The sequence below is a fragment of the Streptomyces sp. NPDC048442 genome (genome assembly GCF_040651475.1).
Taxonomy (GTDB): Bacteria; Actinomycetota; Actinomycetes; order Streptomycetales; family Streptomycetaceae; genus Streptomyces.
Genome location: NZ_JBEZKB010000017.1, coordinates 136,651 through 156,527, shown reverse-complemented (window position 1 = coordinate 156,527; position 19,877 = coordinate 136,651). Strand labels below are relative to the sequence as shown.

Here is a 19,877-nt window from a genome sequence, read left to right as displayed (position 1 = left end):
CCAGTCTAATCGTCTACTTGACGCGATGCCCTGGCGGACGGCTCGTGCTGCGTGGGGCTACTTGGTGGGGCTGCCTGGTGCGGCTGCCTGGTGGGGCTACTTGGTGGGGCCGGACCAGGTCAGGTCTTCGAAGTGGGCGACGTCCGGGGTGAAGATGACCTCCAGCGAGCCGGTCGCCCCGGCCGGCATGGCGTAGGCGGTCTTGCCCACCTTCGTCTTGCCCGGTCCGACCTTGCCGCTGATGATCTGCTGCCGGCTGCTCGCGTCGATCACGAGTTCCGCGTCGTTGCCCTCCGCGTCGGTCGCCTGGGGGAGGGCCGTCTTGAAGTCGACCGGCGCGGAGCTGCCGTTGACCACCGTCACGACGACCTGGAGTGCCTTCTTGCCCTTGGTCTCGACCGAGACGGTGTAGTCGTCGAAGGCGTACGGGAGCGGCTTCGCGACGGTGACCTTGAGCCCGTTCGGGTAGGTGTACGTCTCGCCGAACTTCAGGTGCCTGGCCTTCTCCGCCGCTGCCTCGTCGGCCGCCTTCCGCGACTGGGCGTCGTCGGCCTTGCGGCTCTCCGACGCCTCCACCTGGAGTATGCGGTCGTACTCGTCGACACCGGTCTTGAACAAAGTAACGGTGAGGACGCCTCCGAGGATCGTCAGCACCATGCCGACCGCGCCCAGGGCCAGGCCGCTCCAGGCCAGGCCCTGGTTGTTGGCGACGCCCTTCTTGATGTGTCCGAGGGCGACGAAGCCGAAGATCACGGCCAGCAGGCACGGCAGCCAGCTCAGCCAGAACAGGAAGACCGTGAAGCTGAGCAGGAGGCCGAAGATGCCGAGCACCAGGGCGGCGATGCCCATGCCGTTGCGCGGGGCCTCGGGCTGCGGGCCGTAGCCGTACGGGGGCGTCGGGCCGTATCCGTAACCCTGTCCGGGCGCGTACGGAGCGGCCGGCGGGCCGTCGATCATGGTCTGCTGCCCGGGCTGTCCGGGCTGCCCGAACTGCTCGGACTGCCCAGGTGCGGCCGGTTCCTGGGCGTCCCTCTGGGGCGGGGCCCACGGGTTCGGCTCGTGCGGAGAGGGCGGCTGGGTCATGCGGGGGTCCTCGGAGTCCGGTGGGCGAGTGCGAATACGGGTTCGACTTCGCGGGCTCCGAGGACCCTAACAGCGCCTTCACCCTTTGCTTACATCTCTTCGCGGGCCGCCGGGGCGGGGCGCTCGGCCCCGCCCCGGCGGCGTTCGCGCCCGGTCAGCGCCGGTAGCCCAGGACCGTCATCATTCCGGCCTCCGAGTGGTAGACGTTGTGGCAGTGGATCATCCACAGGCCCGGGTTGTCGGCGTCGAAGTCCACCGTCAGCCGCCCGTTGGGCAGGACGACCGCGGTGTCCTTGCGGGCGCCTCCCGCGGAGTTCGCCAGGGCGAAGGTGTGGCCGTGCAGGTGCAGCGGGTGCCACATCGCCGTCGCGTTGGTGAAGTCGAGACGGACCCGCTCGCCCGCCTTCACCGCGTGCCGCTGGTCGGGGGTGTACGGCTTCCCGTCGAAGGCCCAGTCGTACTTCGCCATCCCGCCGGTGAGCCGGATCCGGATCGTACGGTCCGGCTTCCGGGACGGCAGTGCCACGGACCCGGCCGCCGCCAGCTTGTCGGCCGTCAGCAGCTTTCCGGTCAGTTCCCTCGGCCGTACGGAGGCGGAGGGCGCGCCGCCGCCCCCGGTGCGCAGCAGTGCGAGGGCCGCGGCCTTCTTGCCCTCGGCGACCGCCGTCAGCGGGAACACCCCGTCCCCTGCGGTGACCAGCACGTCGTACCGCTCGCCCATGCCCAGCAGCAGCGCGTCCGTCGTGGCGTGCTCGACCGGGAAGCCGTCCGTGTGCGTGACCGTCATCCGGTGGCCGCCGAGCGCGACCCGGAAGGCGGTGTCCCCGCCCGCGTTGATCAGGCGGATCCGGATGCGGTCGCCCGGCTTCGCGCGGTACGTCGAAGGGGCCGCCGGCGTACGGCCGTTGACCAGGTAGTGCGGGTACGCCACATCACCCGCGTCGGCGCCCAGGAGGTCGCTGGTGGCGCCCATCAGCATGCGGGAGGGACCGCCGCCGGCGGGCGGAGTCGTCGCGGCAGGCTTGTCCGGTGCGGGCATCGAGTGCCCCTCGTGGCCACCTCCGCCACCGCCACTGCCGTGGTCCATGGCGCCCATGCCCTTGCTGAGTTCGGCGAGCACCGCGTCCGGGGTGGAGCCGTCCACGCCGTCCACCCAGTCGTCCAGGACGACGACCCATTCCTTGTCGTACTTCAGCGGCTCCTTCGGGTCCTCCACGATCAGCGGCGCGTACAGCCCGCGGTCCTGCTGCACGCCCGAGTGCGGGTGGAACCAGTACGTCCCCGGGTGGGGCACCGCGAAGCGGTAGGCGAAGTCGGCGCCGGGCCTGATCTCCTGCTGGGTGAGACCGGGGACGCCGTCCATGTCGTTGCGCAGGGCGAGGCCGTGCCAGTGCAGGGAGGTGGGGGCCGGGAGGTGGTTGGCGAGGGTCAGGGCGAGGGTGTCGCCCGCGGTGACCCGCACCTCCTTGCCGGGCAGGGCGTCGCCGTACGCCCACGACTTGACCGTCGTACCGCCCCCGAGGTCGAGGGTGGTGGGCGTGGCGGTGAGCTTCACGGAGCGGACCGGGCCGCGGGCCCCACGGGCGGCCTCGGCGGTGGCGACCTCCCTGTCGTACGGAGCGACGAAGCCCTTGGGGGCGGCGGGGGAGGGCGACGGCGCGGAGCCGCCGTGGTCCATTCCCGCGTGACCGGACGAGCCGGCACTGGAGTCGGAACCGGAGCAGGCGGCCAGGAGCCCGGTGGAGGCGGCGGCGATTCCCGCGCCGAGGAGGGTGCGGCGCGTGTGGTGCGTACGCATGACGGAGTACCTCGTGTGTCTGTCGGTGTTCTCTGCGTTCTCTGGGTCGAAGGCGGAGCCGTTTCCGGTACGGGGAAACGGCGGGCCCGCTCCTAGATCCGCAGAACCGACAACCTGGCGAGAACAGCCTTGCGTGGCGGCGGCCGGGGCCACAGCGCACGCAGCAGCACACCGCCCCCGGGCGGAGCGGCCCACGCGAACGGACGGCTCGTCAGCAACCGGGCCCCGAGCAGGGCGACGCCCCAGGCGGTGAGCACGGCGAGACAGACCGACATCGGGTCCATGCCGTGCAGGGGGCCTTGGGGGGAGGAGAGGGCGGGGGTGGGGTCGGAAGCCGTCGTTCCGGGGGCGGTGTGCAGTGCGTGAGGTGCCGTCATCGGCGCGCTGATGCTGACGGATCCGGTGTCGCGCCCGCCGTGCTCCCCGGAGGGATGGCCGAGCGTGTGCATCGTGACGATGCCGAGCAGGAGCGCCGCGAACAGCAGCAGCCGGCCGCCCCACGCACCCCCCACGCTCGTCGACATCATGCCCGCACCCTACCCCCGCCGGGTATCCCCCTCGGGGAGGGGTGGGGTTCCGAATGAGCACTTCGAACTAGCATCTATCCCACTATGTCCACATTCGATGTGCCGACTGGTCCTGACCGTGGCCCCGACCGTTCCGACTCCTCCCGCCCCGTCTCCCTCCTCCTCGGGCTCGGCGCCGCCGCGTACACCGCGTGGGTGCTCGAAGTGCTCGTATGGACGGGCCTGGACCCCATCAATACGTACGTGAGCGAACTGGCCGCCGCCGACCAGCCGTTGGGCGGCGTCTTCCGCGCCACCGACCTGGCGGCGGGCACCCTGCTTCTCCTGGGCGCGCTGTGGGCCCTGGTCCGTACTCCGCGCCGCCCCTGGCTGCTGGCCGGCTGGGCGGGGCTCGTCCTGTTCGGCGGGGCGACCGTCGCGGACTCGCGGCTGCCGCTGAGCTGTGCGCCCACCGTCGACCCGGAGTGCGCCGCGCGGGAGACCGCGGGGCTCGTCCCCGCCACCCACACGGCACACGCGTGGAGCAGCAGCCTCGCCGTACTGGGCGCGCTCACCGGCATCGTCGCGCTGACCGTCGCCGCCCACCGGTACCGGCAGTGGTCCCCGCTCTCCCGCAGGGGGCCGGTGCTGGTCTGGCTCGAACTGGCCGCCACCACCTGGACGCTGGCGTCCGTCGCCGCGTTCGAGGCCGGACGGGGCACCTGGGCGCTCGGCATCGGGCAGCGGCTCCAGGTGCTGCTGGTCGCGATGTGGCTGGCGGTGCTCGCGTACTCGGTGCGGCGCGAGAGGCTGTCCCCGTGACAGACATGGATGAGTTCTTCTGGGAGATCGGCGGGGTTGCGCACCATGTGCTCGTCGAGGGCAGCGGGCCGGTGTGTGTGCTGAGCGCGGGGCTCGCGATGAGCTGGTTCGACTGGGAACCGGTGGCCGCACTGCTCGCGCCGTACCGCACCGTGGTGCGTTTCGACCGGCCGGGACACGGGCTCTCGGGCGCGGCACGGGTGCCGCCGACGGCGGCGGGGGAGGCGCAGCGGATCGCGGCGGTGGTGGATGCGGTTGCGGATTTGGGTGCGGTTGCGGATTTGGGTGCGGGTGCGGGTGCGGGTGTGGGTGCGCGTGTGGGTGCGCGTGCGGGTGTGGACGTGGCCGGGCCTGTGACCGTCGTCGGGCATTCCATTGCCGGATTCCATGCCGAGGCGTTCGCCCGGCTGTATCCCGAACGCACCGCGTCGGTCGTCCTCGTGGACTCCAGTGTCGAGCCCCACGCGCGCGTCCCCGCGGCGCCCGCCGTCCGGACGGCGGCGGCGGGGGCCCTCGGGGCGGCCCTCGTCGCCGCGGGGATCCCGGCGGCCCTGGGGCCGGCCGTGCGCCGTGCCGCCGTACGGGGTTCACGGGCGCGCGGCGCGCACGACCCGGCGCCCACCCCTCTCGTACGCCGCACCTACCGCACCGCGCGCGTGCTGCAGGGCGCGCTCCTGGAGAACACCCACTACCTGGCGGTCGCCGCCGAACTCCTCGCCCTGCGCGCATCCCGCCCGCTCCCCGGGCACGTGCCGGTCACGGTCCTCGCCGCGTACGACGGCAGGCCGAGGCGCTCCGCGCTGCGCTGGCTGGACCGGCAACGCGACCTGGCCGACACGCTCGCCGCCCGCTTCGAAATCGCCTCACCCGCCGGCCACCTGCTGATGCTGGACCGGCCGGAGCGGGTGGCGGAGGCGGTACTGAGGGGCTGAACGGGCCGGGTGTCAGACCCCTGTGCTGGTATGGAGGCATGACCGAACTGAAGTTGCGGATCGTGGGCCATGCGCTGCCCGGGAGCGAGTGCGGTGAGTTCAGGGACGTGCATGTCGCCGTGCAGCGAAAGAAGGAGCCCGAGGGGCTGGTGCGGGGGGACGCGGCCGAGGCGGTGTGGGAGTTTCCGGTGGAGGTGGTGCAGGGGCGTGACGGGGGAGCGGACTTCAAGGGTCCGCATGTGCAGGGGCGGCCGGGGGAGCGGTTCGTGTATCTGACGTGGGGGGAGCGGCCGGAGGGCGGGGAGTTCGAGATGTTCCGCCGAGCGAAGATCTTCCTGGCGGACGTACCGGGACCGCTGGTCGCCGCGGGGGCGGCGGAGGGGCGGGTGGGTCTGACGGACTCGGCGGGAATGCCGTTGTGTGCGGGGGTGCGGCCGCCGAGGATTGTGTGGGGGTAGGGGCGGCTCGGGCGGCCAGCCGCCGGCCGCTGGGCGCGGGGCGGGGGCGGTGTGCGGGTGCGTCGGGGCTGGCCGGGGGCATTGTGCGGGTGCGTCCGGGCTGACCGGGGGCATTGTGCGGGTGCGTCGTGGCTGGTCGCGCAGTTCCCCGCGCCCCTAAATGCCTGCCCCTACCTCCCCGAGCCTCCTTGGGCAGCGGGGCCGCCCCCCGGGGGCGGGACGGGTGGGCAAGGGGGCGGCACCCACGCGGAGCACGCCCCCCCGACCGCACGCCCTCGCGACGGCGCTACTGCCCCGCCCCCCGCTCCCTCAGCATCCCCTCCATCAGCTCCAGTTCCGCCTCCTGCGCATCCACCATCCCCTGCGCCAGCTCCCGCTCCACCCCCACCGTGCACAGCCTCGCGCAACCCCGGGCCATCGTGACGCCGCCCTTGTGGTGGGCGGTCATCAGCCGCAGGTAGCTGACCTCCGCCGCCTTGCCGTCCGCCTCGCCCAGTGCCTTCAGCTCGGCCCGGGTGGCCATGCCCGGCATCAGTCCGTCCGGACGGACCGCGTGGCCGACGTGCCCGGATGGGCCGGGCTGCCCGGAGGGTTCGCCCAGCCACGCCATCGGCGGCGCGTCCGGCGACGCGATCTTCGGCAGGTCCCACAGGTCCAGCCAGCCCAGCAGCATGCCCCGCTGGTTGGCCTGCGTATTGGCGATGTCGTACGCGAGGCGCCGTACGTCCGCATCCTTCGTCCGGTCCCGTACGACGAACGACATCTCCACCGCCTGCTGATGATGCGCCGCCATGTCCCGCGCGAACCCGGCGTCCGCCGAATTCCCCGCAGGAGCCGCCGACTCGGCGGCGGCGGAAGTCCCAGAATCCCCAGAAGCCCCCGATGCCACCCGGGTCACCGTCACCGCCCCCACCACCACCGCCAGCGCGAACACCACCGTCCCCACCGCACGCCACCACGAGCGCGTCACTCCCGCATGCCCCCGCCCATCACCGGAGCGCCGGAGGCGTCCAGCGTCACCCCGTTCGAGCAGGCCGCGCCCGGCTCCGGGGTCTGCGGGCCCATCACGTACCGCGTGAAGAACCGGTTGACCCGCGGGTCGTCCGCCCCGTCCACCGTGACCTGCTTGCCCCACGCGCTCAGCATGATCGGCCCGGCCTGCTCCTGCAGCGGGCTCATCAGCGAGTACTGCGTCTTCTTGACCTTCGCGGCCAGCTTGTCGAGGTCGGCCTTCGGGGCCTTGTCGTTGTACGTGACCCAGACCGCGCCGTGCTCCAGCGAGTGCACGGCGTTCATGGCGGGGACCGGCTTCTTGTAGACGTCGCCCTGGCAGTTCATCCACGCCTGATGGTGGTCGCCGCCGACCGGCGGGGTCATCGGGTAGGTGACCTGCTTGGTGACATGGGTGCGGCCCAGCTTCTTCGCGTCCCAGACCTTCTCGCCCTTGATCGGGCCCTTGGCGTCGGCGACCTCGGAATTCTTCCTGTCCGACTCCTTGGTGAAGACGTACGCACCGAAGCCGATCAGACCGGCCAGGACCGCTCCGCCGACGCTGAACGCGACGATCCTGTTGCGGCGCTCGCGCGACTTGTCGGCGCGCCGCATCTCTTCTATTCGGGCCTTGCGTGAGGTGTCGACAGACATGCTGAACATCCTTGTCGGAGAGGGGAGTTGCCGGATTCCATGCGCTCGGCGCGCCAGTGCGGCGCCCGTACCGCGCCCGTACTCGCTCCTACCTCCGCAGCACCATCAGCACATGCGCTCCCGGGGCCCGCGCCCACGCCCCGTCCCCGCGCGTGATCCCCACGACCCCGCCGTCGCCCCCGTGCCGCACCTGCGGAGCCACGGTGCCCGGCAGCGGCTCCAGCGGCGGGGCGGTCAGCACTGCGGGCGAGGCGTGCGGGAAGACCCCGCAATCACCTTGGCCGTAGGGGCAGTTGTACGCGGGCGACGCCGGGAAGACGGGAGTGAACGCGGCGGCTTCGGCGGCGGAGCCCGCATGCACCTCACCGCCCCCGGCCCCCGCCGCAGGGCCCAGACAGACCAGCAGCGCGCCGAAAAGGGCCGCGACGGCGCACAGGAGGGACACGCCGCGCCTGATGCGCGCGACGTGTGCGCTGGTGCCCCTGTTGCGGAAGTGCCGTAAACCCCCCATGAGGCGCGATCGTAACGGCCACCTCGCCGTACGTCACCAGTAGGCGTCACCGGCTGATGCACAGTCCCGCGTCGTCCTCGCCGCCGTCGGCGTCTTCCTCGGCGTGATCGGACTGCAGATCGTCGACATGAAGGGCGGCCCGAGGATCGGTGAGACGCTGAGCCTGTACGGACTCGCCGGCTTCCACCTCCTGGCGATCTCGGCGGCGGTGCTGTTGCGCACGGTGTACGTGGTCAGCCGTCCGCCGCAGTGATCCCGCGCAGTGATCCCGCCACGGTGATCAGGGGCCGGTCCGCAATCTGCCGGAAACCGTGTGGTGGGATGCTGGGGTGCCCCCAGTGTGTCCCGAGGCGTGGGAGCAGGCGGCCTGACCAGCAAGGAATGGAAGTGAAAATGGACAAGCAGCAGGAATTCGTGCTCCGTACGTTGGAGGAGCGGGACATCCGCTTCGTACGCCTGTGGTTCACCGATGTGCTCGGCTTCCTGAAGTCGGTCGCGGTGGCCCCCGCCGAGCTGGAGCAGGCCTTCGACGAGGGCATCGGTTTCGACGGCTCCGCCATTGAGGGCTTCGCCCGGGTCTACGAGTCCGACATGATCGCCAAGCCGGACCCCGGCACCTTCCAGATCCTGCCCTGGCGGGCGGAGGCTCCCGGCACGGCGCGGATGTTCTGCGACATCCTCATGCCGGACGGCTCGCCGTCCTTCGCGGACCCCCGCTACGTCCTCAAGCGGATCCTCAACAAGACCTCGGACCTGGGTTTCACCTTCTACACCCACCCCGAGATCGAGTTCTTCCTCCTGAAGAACAAGCCCCTGGACGGCTCCAGCCCCACCCCCGCCGACAACTCCGGCTACTTCGACCACACCCCGCAGAACGTCGGCATGGACTTCCGCCGCCAGGCGATCACCATGCTCGAATCCATGGGCATCTCCGTGGAGTTCAGCCACCACGAGGGCGCCCCCGGCCAGCAGGAGATCGACCTGCGCTACGCCGACGCGCTCTCCACGGCCGACAACATCATGACCTTCCGCCTGGTCATGAAGCAGGTCGCGCTCGAACAGGGCGTGCAGGCCACCTTCATGCCGAAGCCGTTCTCCGAATTCCCCGGCTCGGGCATGCACACCCACCTGTCGCTGTTCGAGGGCGACCGGAACGCCTTCTACGAGTCGGGCGCGGAGTACCAACTCTCCAAGGTGGGCCGCTCGTTCATCGCCGGTCTGCTCAAGCACGCCGCAGAGATCTCCGCCGTCACCAACCAGTGGGTCAACTCCTACAAGCGCATCTGGGGCGGCTCGTCCCGCGCGGCGGGCGCGGGCGGCGAAGCCCCCTCGTACATCTGCTGGGGCCACAACAACCGCTCCGCCCTGATCCGCGTCCCGATGTACAAGCCGGGCAAGACGGGCTCGGCCCGGGTCGAGGTCCGCTCGATCGACTCCGGCGCCAACCCGTACCTCACCTACGCGGTGCTGCTCGCCGCGGGCCTCAAGGGCATCGAGGAGGGTTACGAACTCCCGGCGGGCGCCGACGACGACGTCTGGGCCCTCTCGGACGCGGAGCGCCGCGCCATGGGCATCGAGCCGCTCCCGCAGAACCTCGGCGAAGCCATCGCCCTGATGGAACGCAGCGAACTCGTCGCCGAAACCCTCGGCGAGCACGTCTTCGACTTCTTTCTGCGCAACAAGAAGCAGGAGTGGGAGGAGTACCGCTCCGAGGTCACCGCCTTCGAGCTGCGGAAGAACCTGCCGGTGCTGTAGCAACTGCTCCTCCTGTCGCACCCGTTGAGTCTGTTTGGCACTGTGAGCCGAATTACGGGTGCGACAGGGGCACGTTGCTGAGACGCTGCCCGGATGGAACGATCACGCAGGTCCCAACTGGCCCACGCGCACCACCCGATCGCGGCCCCGCTCGACGACGAATCCGTACGGCGGCTCATCGACCGGGCCGTCACCCGGGACGGCGCACGGCTCCTCGATCTCGGCTGCGGCCAGGCGGAATGGCTGATCCGGGCGCTGGAGGCGCACCCCGCCGCGACCGCGGTCGGTGTCGACATCGCGGCGAACGCCCTTGAAGAGGCACGTGCGCAAGCAGCCGCGCGAGGCGTCGGCGACCGGCTCGAACTGCATGCCGCGGACGCCGCCACCGCCACCCTCCAGGGCCCCTTCGACGTCGTCCTCAGCGTCGGCGCCACGCACGCCTTCGGCGGGATCCTCGGTACCCTCGCCGCCGCGCGCAAGCACCTCGCACCCGGCGGGACCGTGCTGGTCGGCGACGCGTACTGGCTCACCGACCCCAGCCCCGAGGCCGTCGAGATGCTCGGCGAGTACGAGGACCTGGCGACGACCGTGGAGAACATCGCCGCCGACGGCTGGGTCCCGGTCTACGGCCACCTCAGCACCCGCCACGAACTCGACGACTACGAGTGGCACTGGACCGGGTCGCTCGCCGAATGGGCCGTGGACCACCCCGAGGACCCCGACAGCGCGGCCGCCCTCGAAACCTCCGCCGTCCACCGCACCGAATGGCTGCGCGGCTACCGCGACAGCTTCGGCTTCCACACCCTGCTGCTCCGCTCGACGAAAGGCTGACCGGATCCCATGACCACCGTCGACAATCGCCCCGAACCCCCCAAGCGCGGCACCGAACGCGAAATGCTGCGCGCCTACCTCGACTTCCACCGCGCCACCCTCGCCATGAAGTGCGAGGGGCTGAACGACGAGGAACTGCGGCAGAAGTCGATGCCGCCGTCGACGCTTTCGCTGCTGGGGCTCGTACGGCACATGGGGGAGGTCGAGAGGACCTGGTTCCGGCGTGTCGTCAACCAGGAGAACCTCCCGCACCTCTGGTCCGACAAGAGCGACTACCAGGAGGCGTACGACGCGAGCACGTCCACGCGCGGCGAGGCGTTCTCCGCCTGGGAGGCGGAGGTGGAGCACGCCCGCCGCATCGAGCGGGAGGCGGAGTCGCTGGACGTGTACAGCCACTTCGCGCGGTGGGGCGAGGACGTGTCGTTGAGGTGGGTGATGCTGCACATGATCCACGAGTACGCGCGGCACAACGGGCATGCGGACTTTCTGCGGGAAGGGGTGGACGGGGTGGTGGGGGCGTAGAACGGCCCGCCGGCCACCTTCAGCCCGGCCGAACCCCTTCAGCCCTGGCCGGCCACTTCAGCCCTGTGCGGCCACTTCAGTCCTGTCCGGGCATCTTCAGCCTGGTCCAGCCACTCCAGCCCGTCCGGCGTTTGAGGACGCGCGGCGCAGCCGTGCACCGGGCGCAGCCCGGGACGCTCGCCCCCACCGGCGCCAGCCGTGATGCTTTCCCCGCCCCCGCCCCGCGGCGAGCGGTTTAGGTGGAGGGGTGGGGCGGGGCCGAATCCGCGAAGCGGCCCACCGGGCCGCACGGGGGTGCGGTGGCGGAGCGGGTGCGGTGGTGGAGGGGCGTGCTCCGCGTGGGGGCCGCGCCCTTGCCCACCCGTCCCGCCCCCGGGGGGCGGCCCCGCTGCCCAAGAGGGCTAGGGGCTCGGGGCTCGGGGCCAGGGGGCAGGGTTATGCCCCGTAGAAGCGGTCCTCCATGACTGCACGTGCCCGTCGCGTGATGCGGCGGTAGTCGTCCAGCATGTCGCCCACGTGCCCCGTCTCGTAGCCCAAGTAGCGGCCCATGGCGGCCAGTTCGCGGCCGTCCGAGGGGAAGGTGTCGCCGGCGCGGCCGCGTACCAGCATGACGCCGTTGCGTACCCGGGAGGCCAGGACCCAGGCCTCGTCGAGGATCTGGGCCTCCTCGGTCGGGATCAGGCCGGCCGCGTGGGCGGCGGCCAGGGCATCCCGTGTGCGGGGGGTGCGCAGGCCCGGTTCGGCCCAGCCGTGCTGCATCTGGAGGAGCTGGACCGTCCACTCGACGTCGCTCAGGCCGCCGCGCCCCAGCTTCGTGTGGAGCGTCGGGTCGGCGCCGCGCGGCATCCGTTCCGACTCCATGCGGGCCTTCAGGCGGCGGATTTCGCGGACCGCGTCCTCGCCGAGGCCCTCCGCCGGGTAGCGCAGCGGGTCGATCAGCTCGATGAAGCGGCCGCCCAGCTCCAGGTCGCCGGCCATCGGTTCGGCGCGCAGCAGGGCCTGGCTCTCCCAGACCAGGGACCACCGCCGGTAGTACGCCTCGTACGACTTCAGGGAGCGGACCATCGGGCCGCTCTTGCCCTCCGGGCGCAGGTCGGCGTCGATCATCAACGGTGGGTCGGCGGTGGGGAGTTGGAGGAGTCGTCGCATCTCCGTGACGACCTTGTTGGCGGCCTGTGCGGCCTCCTGCTCGTCGACGCCCTCGCGCGGCTCGTGGACGAACAGGACGTCGGCGTCGGATCCGTAACCCAGCTCCTGGCCGCCGAAGCGGCCCATGCCGATGACGGCGAAACGGGTGGGGAGTTCGTCGCCCCACTGGGCGCGGACCGCCGCCCGCAGGGCGCCTGCGAGGGTTGCCGCGTTGAGGGCGGTCAGGGCGCAGCCCACCCGGTCGACGAGAGCGCCGGGGTCGGATTCGGCGGGGCTGTCCTCCGTACCGTACGAGCCGATGATGTCTGCGGCGGTGGTACGGAACAGCTCGCGGCGGCGCACCCCGCGTGCCGCGGCGACCGCCGCCTCGGCGCCGTTGGCGCGGCCCACCGCGGCCAGCACCTCCTGCTCCAGGTGCTCGCGGGTGCGCGGGGTGAGCCCCAGCGGGTCGCCGAGGATGGCGACCGCCTCGGGGGCGCGCAGGAGGAGGTCGGGGGCGAGGCGGCCGGCGGAGAGGACCCGGGCGAGGTTCTCGGCCGCCGCGCCCTCGTCCCGCAGCAGCCGCAGGTACCAGGGGGTCTTGCCCAGTGCGTCCGACACCTTGCGGAAGCCGAGCAGCCCGGCGTCCGGGTCGGCCGAGTCCGCGAACCAGCCGAGCAGTACGGGCAGCAGGGTGCGCTGGATGGCGGCCTTGCGGGTCACGCCGGACGACAGGGCCTCCAGGTGGCGCAGGGCGCCGACCGGGTCCGCGTACCCGAGCGCCTGGAGCCGCTGGCCGGCGGCCCGCGGGCTCAGCCGGGTCTCGCCGGGGGCGAGCCCGGCGACGGCGTCGAGCAGCGGCCGGTAGAACAGCTTCTCGTGCAGCCGGCGCACGACGCCCCCGTGCCGCCGCCACACCTGCTGGAGCTCGGTGACGGGCTCCCCGCGCAGCCCCAGCGACCGCCCGAGGCGCCGCAGGTCCGCCTCCTCCTCGGGTACCAGGTGGGTGCGCCGCAGCCGGTACAGCTGGATCCGGTGCTCCAGCTGCCGCAGGAACCGGTACGCCTCGTCGAGCTGCGCGGCGTCCGCCCGCCCCACGTACCCTCCGGCGGCGAGCGCCTGCAGCGCTTCCAGTGTCGAGCCGCTGTGCAGCGACGCGTCGCTCCTGCCGTGCACCAGCTGGAGCAGCTGCACGGCGAACTCGACGTCGCGCAGCCCGCCGGGCCCGAGCTTCAGCTCCCGATCGACCTGCCCGGGTGGGATGTTGTCGACGACCCTGCGGCGCATCTTCTGTACGTCGGGGACGAAGTTCTCGCGCTCGGCGGCCTGCCACACCATGGGGGAGAGGGCCGCGACGTACTCCTCGCCGAGGGCGGGGTCCCCGGCCACCGGGCGGGCCTTGAGCAGCGCCTGGAACTCCCAGGTCTTCGCCCACCGCTGGTAGTACGCGACATGGCTGGAGAGGGTACGGACGAGGGGGCCGTTGCGGCCCTCGGGGCGGAGGTTGGCGTCCACCGGCCAGATGGTGCCCTCGACGGTGGTCTCCGAACAGATCCGCATGAGGTGTGAGGCGAGCCGGGTCGCGGCCCGCATCGCCTGGGCCTCGTCCACGCCGTCCAGCGCTTCCCCGACGAAGATCACGTCCACGTCGGAGACATAGTTCAGCTCGTGACCTCCGCATTTGCCCATCGCGATCACCGCGAGACGGCACATCGCGGCGTCCTCAGGCGCGGCGCTGCGGGCGAGTCCGAGAGCGGCCCTGAGCGTGGCCGTCGCGAGGTCCGCGAGTTCGGCGGCGGTCTCCGCGACGTCCGTCGTCCCGCACACGTCACGCGCCGCTATCGTCAGCAGGCACCGCCGGTAGGCCACCCGTAGCGCGTCCTGGTCGTCGGCGGCGGCGAGCCCGTGCTCGAACTCCGCCACCCCGGGGTGCAGGTCCGTCGCCTCGTACGTGAGCAGGGCGTGCCAGTCGGAGGGGTGCCGGGCCAAGTGGTCGGCGAGGGCCTCGGAGGTGCCGAGAACCCCGAGCAGCCGGTCCCGCAGGGGCTTCGCGGCGACGAGGGTACGGAGGAACTCCTGCCGCTCGTCGTCCCCCGGCTGGGCCTCCGCGAGCCGTACGAGGCTGCGCAGGGCGAGGTCGGGATCGGCGCTCGCACCGAGGGCGTCGAGCAGGACGGGGTCGTGGCGCACGAGGGCGAGGGCGTCGTCGTCGAGGAGCCGCTCGGCGGCGGCGGGGTCGGTGAAACCGTGCCGGATCAGGCGCGTGAAGGTGCTGCTGCGACGCCCGGGGGCGGCCATCGGGGTCCCTGCCTTTTGCTCGGCGCTGGCGGTGTGGCTCCGAGCCTATGGGGTGGGGTCGTGCTCCGCGTGGGGCCGCCCCCTTGCCCACCAGTCCCGCCCCCGGGGGGCGGTCCCGCTGCCCAAGAGGGCTAGCGGATATGGGGCAGGCAGTTAGGGGCGCGGGGAACTGCGCGATCAGCCACGACGCACCCGCACGACGCCCACCGGCCCCGGGCCCCCGCCCCGCGCCCTGCGGCCCCGTGCCCGCCCCACCCCGCGGCCAGCGCTAAGCGTTACGCCCGCGCCGGCAGCAGCCGACCCCGTCCGCCCCCGGATACCACCTTCGGCAGCCGGTGCGGCAGCGACCCGTACCAGGCGTAGGCCACCGCGTACCCGAAGGAGAGGCAGAGCAGTCCGCCCACCGCGTCCAGCCAGAAGTGGTTGGCGGTGGCGACGATCACGACCAGCGTCAGGGTCGGATACAGCAGCCCCAGGATCCGCGCCCACGGCGCCGAAGCCAGGAAGAAGATCGTCAGCCCGCACCACGTCGACCACCCGATGTGCATCGAAGGCATCGCCGCGTACTGGTTCGACATGTTCTTGAGGTCGCCCGACGCCATTGATCCCCAGGTGTGGTGGACCAGCACGGTGTCGACGAAGCCGCCGCCGTTCATCAGCCGGGGCGGCGCCAGCGGGTACAGGTAGTAGCCGACCAGTGCGACACCGGTCGTGGCGAACAGGATCGTCCGCGCCGCCGCGTACCGCCCTGGCTGCCACCGGTACAGCCACACCAGCACGCCGATCGTCACGATGAAGTGCAACGTCGCGTAGTAGTAATTCATCGACACGATCAGCCAGGTCACCGAGTCGATGGCATGGTTGACGGACTTCTCGACGGCGATCCCGAGGTCGTTCTCGACCTTCCAGATCCAGTCGGCGTTGGCGAGCGCCTTCGCCTTCTGCTCCGGGACGGCGTTGCGGATCATCGAGTAGATCCAGTAGCTGACCACGATCAGCAGGAGCTCGAACCAGATGCGTGGGCGGCGCGGCGACCGGATGCGTTCGACCACGGAGCCGGCCTTGCGGCGGGCCCCTGGTGTCCCGTCGTCGTCCGCATCGGGTGACGGGATGGTGGTGGCCCTCCGGCCGGCCGCCCGGCCCGCCTCGGTTCTCGTGGTCGCTTCACCCATGGAAGACGAGTCTGCCAGATCGTTGTCCGGTACCGATCATCCTCCGGTGGGTTCTGGCCCGTCCCCCGTACGACTCAAGGACGAGGCCCTGAGGCGGTTGACCCCCGTACGACGAGCTCCGGCATGAAGACGAATTCGCTGTGCGGGGCGGGGGTCCCACCGACCTCTTCCAGCAGTGCGCGGACGGCCGCCTGGCCCATCGCGGTCACCGGTTTACGGATGGTCGTCAGCGGTGGATCGGTGAACGCTATGAGCGGCGAGTCGTCGAACCCGACGACCGACACGTCACGCGGTACGTCAAGTCCCAGCCGCCGTACCGCCCGTATCGCGCCGAGCGCCATCATGTCGCTGGCGCAGACGACCGCGGTGCAGCCCCGCTCGATGAGCGCGGAGGCCGCCGCCTGCCCGCCCTCCAGCGTGTAGAGGGAGTGCTGGATCAGCTCCTCCGCCTCTTCGGCGCTCAGGCCGAGCCGCTCCTGCATGCTGCTGCGGAAGCCCTCGATCTTGCGCAGTACGGGCACGAACCGCTTCGGCCCGACGGCCAGGCCGATCCGGGTGTGCCCCAGTGCCGCCAAATGGGTGACCGCGAGACGCATCGCCGCCCGGTCGTCCGGCGAGATGAACGGGGCCTGCACCTTCGGCGAGAAACCGTCGACGAGTACGAAGGGGACGCCCTGGGCGCGCAGCTGCTCGTAGCGCTGCATGTCGGCCGTGGTGTCGGCGTGCAGCCCGGAGACGAAGATGATGCCCGAGACGCCGCGCGCGACGAGCATTTCCGTCAGCTCGTCCTCGGTGGAGCCGCCGGGGGTCTGGGTGGCGAGCACCGGCGTGTAGCCCTGGCGGGTCAGCGCCTGCCCTATGACCTGGGCGAGCGCGGGGAAGATCGGGTTCTCCAGCTCGGGGGTTATGAGACCGACGAGGCCCGCGCTGAGCCGGCGCAGCCGGACGGGGCGCTCGTACCCGAGGACGTCGAGTGCGGCGAGTACGGATTCGCGGGTGGCCGAGGCAACACCCGGCTTGCCGTTCAGTACCCGGCTGACCGTCGCTTCGCTGACCCCCGCCTGGGCTGCGATGTCGGCTAGCCGTGCGGTCATGGAAGGGGACCTTACCGGGCGGCTCATCGGATTGCCCACCAAGTGCAGGTATCGGCCGCAAGGGTGACGCTTCCACCGTCGTCGGCGAGGGCGGCCGAGGTGACCAGCAGCCTTCCGGGGGTGGGGAGTTCGACGGGTTCGGCGCCCGTGTTGAGGAGGCAGCGGAAGCCTGGGCGTACGAAATCGAGCACCCCGTCCGCCGGTGACGGCAGCCACTCCATCCCGCCGTCGCCGAGACCCGGCAGCTCCCTGCGCACCGCGAGCGCCCTGCGGTACAGCTCCAGCGTCGAGCCCTCGACACCGGTCTGCGCCGCCACGCTCAGCAGCTTCCAGCCGTCCGGCTGCGGAAGCCAGCTGCCGGTGCCAGTGCCAGTGCCAGTGCCGGTGCCGGTGCCGGTGCCGGTGCCTGCGCCTGTGTCGCCGCTGCCGAAGCCGTACGGTGCCCGGTCGCCGTCCCACGGGATCGGTACGCGGCACCCGTCGCGCAGCCCGTCCTGCCCGTCGGTGCGGAAGAAGGAGGGGTCCTGGCGGGCCTCGTCGGGCAGGTCGGTCACCTCGGGCAGGCCGAGCTCCTCGCCCTGGTAGAGGTACGCGGAGCCCGGCAGCGCCAGCATCAGCAGGGCCGCGGCGCGGGCCCGCCGCAGTCCCTTCCGGTAGTCGTCGGCCCCGTACCGGGTGAGGTGGCGCACCACGTCGTGGTTGGACAGCACCCAGGTCGTGGGAGCCCCGACCGAACCGGTGGCGGCGAGCGACGCGTCGACGACCGCCCGCATCGCCGTCGCGTCCCAAGGGCAGTTGAGGAACTGGAAGTTGAAGGCCTGGTGCAGCTCGTCGGGGCGCACGTACAGCGCGAGCCGCTCGGGGGACGGCGCCCACGCCTCGGCGACACCGATCCGCTCCCCTTCGTAGGAGTCGAGCAGCCGCCGCCAGCCGCGGTGGATGGCGTGCACCCCGTCCTGGTCGAAGAAGGGGAGGACCTGTGAGCCGATCATCTTCGCCTGCTCGCGGGCCCCGATGTCCGGCATCCCGGCGGCTTTGACCATGCCGTGCGCGACGTCGATGCGGAAGCCGTCGACGCCCCGGTCCAGCCAGAACCGCAGGATCGAGTCGAACTCGGCGTGCACGGCCGGGTTCTCCCAGTTGAGGTCGGGCTGCTGCGGGGCGAAGAGGTGCAGGTACCAGGAGCCGTCCGCGACGCGGGTCCAGGCAGGGCCGCCGAACACCGACTCCCAGTCGTTGGGCGGGAGTTCACCGTCCGCGCCCCGCCCCTGCCGGAAGTGGTAGAGGTCGCGCTCCGGGCCGTTGGCCAGCGCCGCCCGGAACCACTCGTGCTGGTCGGAGGTGTGGTTGGGGACCACGTCCACGATGACGCGCAGTCCCACATCGTGTGCGCTGTCGACGAGTTGGACCGCGTCGTCCAGTGTCCCGAAGAGCGGGTCGACCCTGCGGTAGTCCGCGACGTCGTAGCCGCCGTCCGCCTGCGGCGAGGCGTAGAAGGGGGTCAGCCACACGGCGTCCACACCGAGCCGGGCCAGCTGCGGCAGGCGCGCGCGGATGCCGGGCAGATCTCCGATGCCGTCCCCGTCGCCGTCGGCGAAGGACCGGACGTACACCTGATAGATGACGGCGTCGCGCCACCACCGCGAGGCGAAGGAGCGGGGCTCGGCGCCGGGCGCCGTGAGGTTCTCGGGGTGCACGGTGTTCTCGGGGTGCACAGTGCGCAGGAGGCTCATGGGCTGCTCGCTCTCGTACGGGCTCCGGTGTCGGCAACTGCTCGGCCACTACGGGATCAACGCCGGTGCCCTCCGAAAGTAACAGCCTTGCAAGTTCTTGCGAATACCGTGACGGGCCCCTCAATCCGGCCTCCCCACCCCTCCGGCCTGCCCTGCAAGGGGTCCGGCGGCAATCCCCAGGACACGCCGATGTAACGATCCACCCCCCTTGCAGAAATTTCCCGCAAACTCTTTCGGACTTCTTTCAGGCTTGTTACGTTCCTCCACGACCCGGCGCCGCGACGGAGCGGTACGGCAGTTGAAGGAGTTCAGATGCGACGTGGCATAGCAGCCACCGCCCTGGTCGCGACCCTGGCGCTCGCGGCGACGGCTTGCGGCGGCGACAGTGACGGCGGCTCGGGCAAGAGCTCGGGCGGCGGCGAACTGGCCGGCGAGGTCACCTGGTGGGACACCTCCACGGTCGGCAGCGAGGACAAGGTCTTCAAGAAGATCGCCACCGACTTCACCAAGAAGCACCCCAAGGTCACCGTCAAGTACGTCAACGTGCCCTTCGGCGACGCGCAGAACAAGTTCAAGAACGCCGCGCAGGCGGGCTCCGGCGCCCCCGACGTGATCCGCTCCGAGGTCGCCTGGACCCCCGACTTCGCGGACCTCGGCTACCTGGCCCCGCTGGACGGCACCACCGCCCTGAAGAACGCGGGCGACTTCCTCCCGCAGGCGGCGGCCTCCACGAAGTACAAGGACAAGACGTACGCCGTCCCGCAGGTCATCGACTCGATGGGCATCTTCTACAACAAGAAGATGCTGAAGGACGCGGGCGTCGAGGTCCCCAAGACCATCGCCGACCTGAAGACCGCCTCGAAGAAGATCAAGGAGAAGACCGGCAAGACCGGCATGTACCTGCGCGGCGACGACGCGTACTGGTTCCTCTCCTTCCTCTACGGTGAGGGCGGCGACCTGGTCGACGCCAAGACCAAGACCGTCACGATCGACAACCCGGCCGGCGTCAAGGCCATGAACGTCGTCAAGGACCTGGTCACCTCGGGTGCCGCCAAGACCGACGCCACCGACGGCTTCGACAACATGCAGAAGGCGTTCAAGTCGGGCGACGTCGCCATGATGATCAACGGCCCGTGGGCGATCGCCGACACCTACGCCGGTGACCAGTTCAAGGACAAGGCCAACCTGGGCATCGCCCCGGTCCCGGCCGGTTCCGCCAAGCAGGGCGCCCCGCAGGGCGGCCACAACCTCGGCGTGTACGCGGGCTCCAAGAACCTCGACGCCTCGTACGCCTTCGTCGACTACATGTCCTCGCCCGAGGTCCAGGCGCAGGTCACCAAGGAGCTCAACCTCCTGCCGACCCGCACCTCGGTCTACGCCCAGCCGGACGTCGCCAAGAACGAGATCGTGGGCTTCTTCAAGCCGGTCGTCGAGAAGGCCGTCGAGCGCCCCTGGATCCCGGAGACCGGCAGCCTGTTCGCCCCGCTGGTCACCGAGTACACCAAGGTCCTCACCGGTCAGGCCGCCCCGGAAGCGGGCGTGAAGACCACCGCTGAGGCGTACCGCAAGCTCCTCAAGGGTTGGAAGTAG

The 19,877-nt window shown here is 71.3% G+C and carries 18 protein-coding genes; 8 read left to right on the top strand and 10 right to left on the bottom strand.

The window, feature by feature from the left end:
- Positions 1-96 precede the first annotated feature (96 nt).
- The 3 genes from AB0D18_RS24710 to AB0D18_RS24700 form a co-directional block, all read right to left on the bottom strand.
- On the bottom strand, positions 97-1,083 hold the full coding sequence (locus AB0D18_RS24710) for a DUF4190 domain-containing protein (protein ID WP_362422400.1): 987 nt from the start codon (positions 1,081-1,083) through the stop codon (positions 97-99).
- Between the two features lie 154 nt (positions 1,084-1,237).
- Entirely contained in the window at positions 1,238-2,881 is a 1,644-nt protein-coding gene (locus tag AB0D18_RS24705) for a multicopper oxidase family protein (protein ID WP_362422397.1), read from the bottom strand.
- A gap of 92 nt (positions 2,882-2,973) precedes the next feature.
- The gene (locus tag AB0D18_RS24700) at positions 2,974-3,405 is read right to left on the bottom strand and encodes a DUF6153 family protein (protein WP_362422537.1); all 432 of its coding nucleotides are present in this window, start codon (positions 3,403-3,405) and stop codon (positions 2,974-2,976) included.
- An 87-nt stretch (positions 3,406-3,492) separates the two neighbouring features.
- Between AB0D18_RS24700 and AB0D18_RS24695 the strand changes: the two genes are divergently transcribed.
- From AB0D18_RS24695 to AB0D18_RS24685, 3 genes are read left to right on the top strand one after another with little or no spacing between them, the layout of a single operon-like run.
- Positions 3,493-4,209, top strand: coding sequence for a DUF998 domain-containing protein (locus tag AB0D18_RS24695; RefSeq protein WP_362422394.1), 717 nt, complete (start codon positions 3,493-3,495; stop codon positions 4,207-4,209).
- 5 nt (positions 4,210-4,214) lie between these two features.
- Complete coding sequence (locus AB0D18_RS24690; RefSeq protein WP_362422534.1) at positions 4,215-5,141, top strand: alpha/beta hydrolase; 927 nt, start codon at positions 4,215-4,217, stop codon at positions 5,139-5,141.
- Positions 5,142-5,179: 38 nt separating this feature from the next.
- Positions 5,180-5,599, top strand: coding sequence for a DUF5990 family protein (locus AB0D18_RS24685; RefSeq protein ID WP_362422391.1), 420 nt, complete (start codon positions 5,180-5,182; stop codon positions 5,597-5,599).
- A gap of 286 nt (positions 5,600-5,885) precedes the next feature.
- Here AB0D18_RS24685 and AB0D18_RS24680 read toward each other — a convergent pair whose 3' ends face one another.
- The 3 genes from AB0D18_RS24680 to AB0D18_RS24670 all read right to left on the bottom strand — a co-directional run bounded on the left by AB0D18_RS24680 (position 5,886) and on the right by AB0D18_RS24670 (position 7,754).
- Positions 5,886-6,569 carry a DUF305 domain-containing protein gene (locus tag AB0D18_RS24680; protein ID WP_362422389.1) on the bottom strand — a complete coding sequence of 228 codons (684 nt, stop codon included), beginning with the start codon at positions 6,567-6,569 and terminating at the stop codon, positions 5,886-5,888.
- Positions 6,566-7,252 (bottom strand): DUF3105 domain-containing protein, encoded by a 687-nt coding sequence (locus AB0D18_RS24675; protein WP_362422386.1) that lies wholly within the window; start codon positions 7,250-7,252, stop codon positions 6,566-6,568. The genes AB0D18_RS24680 and AB0D18_RS24675 overlap by 4 nt, the downstream gene beginning before the upstream one ends.
- 79 nt (positions 7,253-7,331) lie before the next feature.
- A complete protein-coding gene (locus tag AB0D18_RS24670; RefSeq protein WP_362422383.1) occupies positions 7,332-7,754 on the bottom strand; it encodes a hypothetical protein in 423 nt (140 codons plus the stop codon).
- 103 nt (positions 7,755-7,857) lie between these two features.
- On the opposite strand from AB0D18_RS24670, the gene AB0D18_RS24665 reads away from it, so the two are divergent.
- The 4 genes from AB0D18_RS24665 to AB0D18_RS24650 all read left to right on the top strand — a co-directional run bounded on the left by AB0D18_RS24665 (position 7,858) and on the right by AB0D18_RS24650 (position 10,862).
- Positions 7,858-8,007: a hypothetical protein gene (locus tag AB0D18_RS24665; RefSeq protein ID WP_362422381.1), complete on the top strand. Its 150-nt coding sequence runs from the start codon at positions 7,858-7,860 to the stop codon at positions 8,005-8,007.
- A 140-nt stretch (positions 8,008-8,147) separates the two neighbouring features.
- Positions 8,148-9,509: a type I glutamate--ammonia ligase gene (glnA, locus tag AB0D18_RS24660; RefSeq protein ID WP_362422378.1), complete on the top strand. Its 1,362-nt coding sequence runs from the start codon at positions 8,148-8,150 to the stop codon at positions 9,507-9,509.
- Positions 9,510-9,602: 93 nt separating this feature from the next.
- On the top strand, positions 9,603-10,340 hold the full coding sequence (locus tag AB0D18_RS24655) for a class I SAM-dependent methyltransferase (RefSeq protein WP_362422375.1): 738 nt from the start codon (positions 9,603-9,605) through the stop codon (positions 10,338-10,340).
- A 9-nt stretch (positions 10,341-10,349) separates the two neighbouring features.
- Positions 10,350-10,862: a DinB family protein gene (locus AB0D18_RS24650; protein ID WP_362422372.1), complete on the top strand. Its 513-nt coding sequence runs from the start codon at positions 10,350-10,352 to the stop codon at positions 10,860-10,862.
- 435 nt (positions 10,863-11,297) lie between these two features.
- On the opposite strand, the gene AB0D18_RS24645 is transcribed toward AB0D18_RS24650, so the two are convergent.
- The 4 genes from AB0D18_RS24645 to AB0D18_RS24630 form a co-directional block, all read right to left on the bottom strand.
- Positions 11,298-14,288 carry a bifunctional [glutamine synthetase] adenylyltransferase/[glutamine synthetase]-adenylyl-L-tyrosine phosphorylase gene (locus tag AB0D18_RS24645; RefSeq protein ID WP_362422369.1) on the bottom strand — a complete coding sequence of 997 codons (2,991 nt, stop codon included), beginning with the start codon at positions 14,286-14,288 and terminating at the stop codon, positions 11,298-11,300.
- Between the two features lie 275 nt (positions 14,289-14,563).
- Positions 14,564-15,460 carry a phosphatase PAP2 family protein gene (locus AB0D18_RS24640; protein WP_362422366.1) on the bottom strand — a complete coding sequence of 299 codons (897 nt, stop codon included), beginning with the start codon at positions 15,458-15,460 and terminating at the stop codon, positions 14,564-14,566.
- 74 nt (positions 15,461-15,534) lie between these two features.
- Entirely contained in the window at positions 15,535-16,554 is a 1,020-nt protein-coding gene (locus AB0D18_RS24635; RefSeq protein ID WP_362422363.1) for a LacI family DNA-binding transcriptional regulator, read from the bottom strand.
- A 23-nt stretch (positions 16,555-16,577) separates the two neighbouring features.
- Positions 16,578-18,287 carry a glycoside hydrolase family 13 protein gene (locus AB0D18_RS24630; protein ID WP_362422360.1) on the bottom strand — a complete coding sequence of 570 codons (1,710 nt, stop codon included), beginning with the start codon at positions 18,285-18,287 and terminating at the stop codon, positions 16,578-16,580.
- Positions 18,288-18,599: 312 nt separating this feature from the next.
- On the opposite strand from AB0D18_RS24630, the gene AB0D18_RS24625 reads away from it, so the two are divergent.
- A complete protein-coding gene (locus tag AB0D18_RS24625) occupies positions 18,600-19,877 on the top strand; it encodes an extracellular solute-binding protein (RefSeq protein ID WP_362422357.1) in 1,278 nt (425 codons plus the stop codon).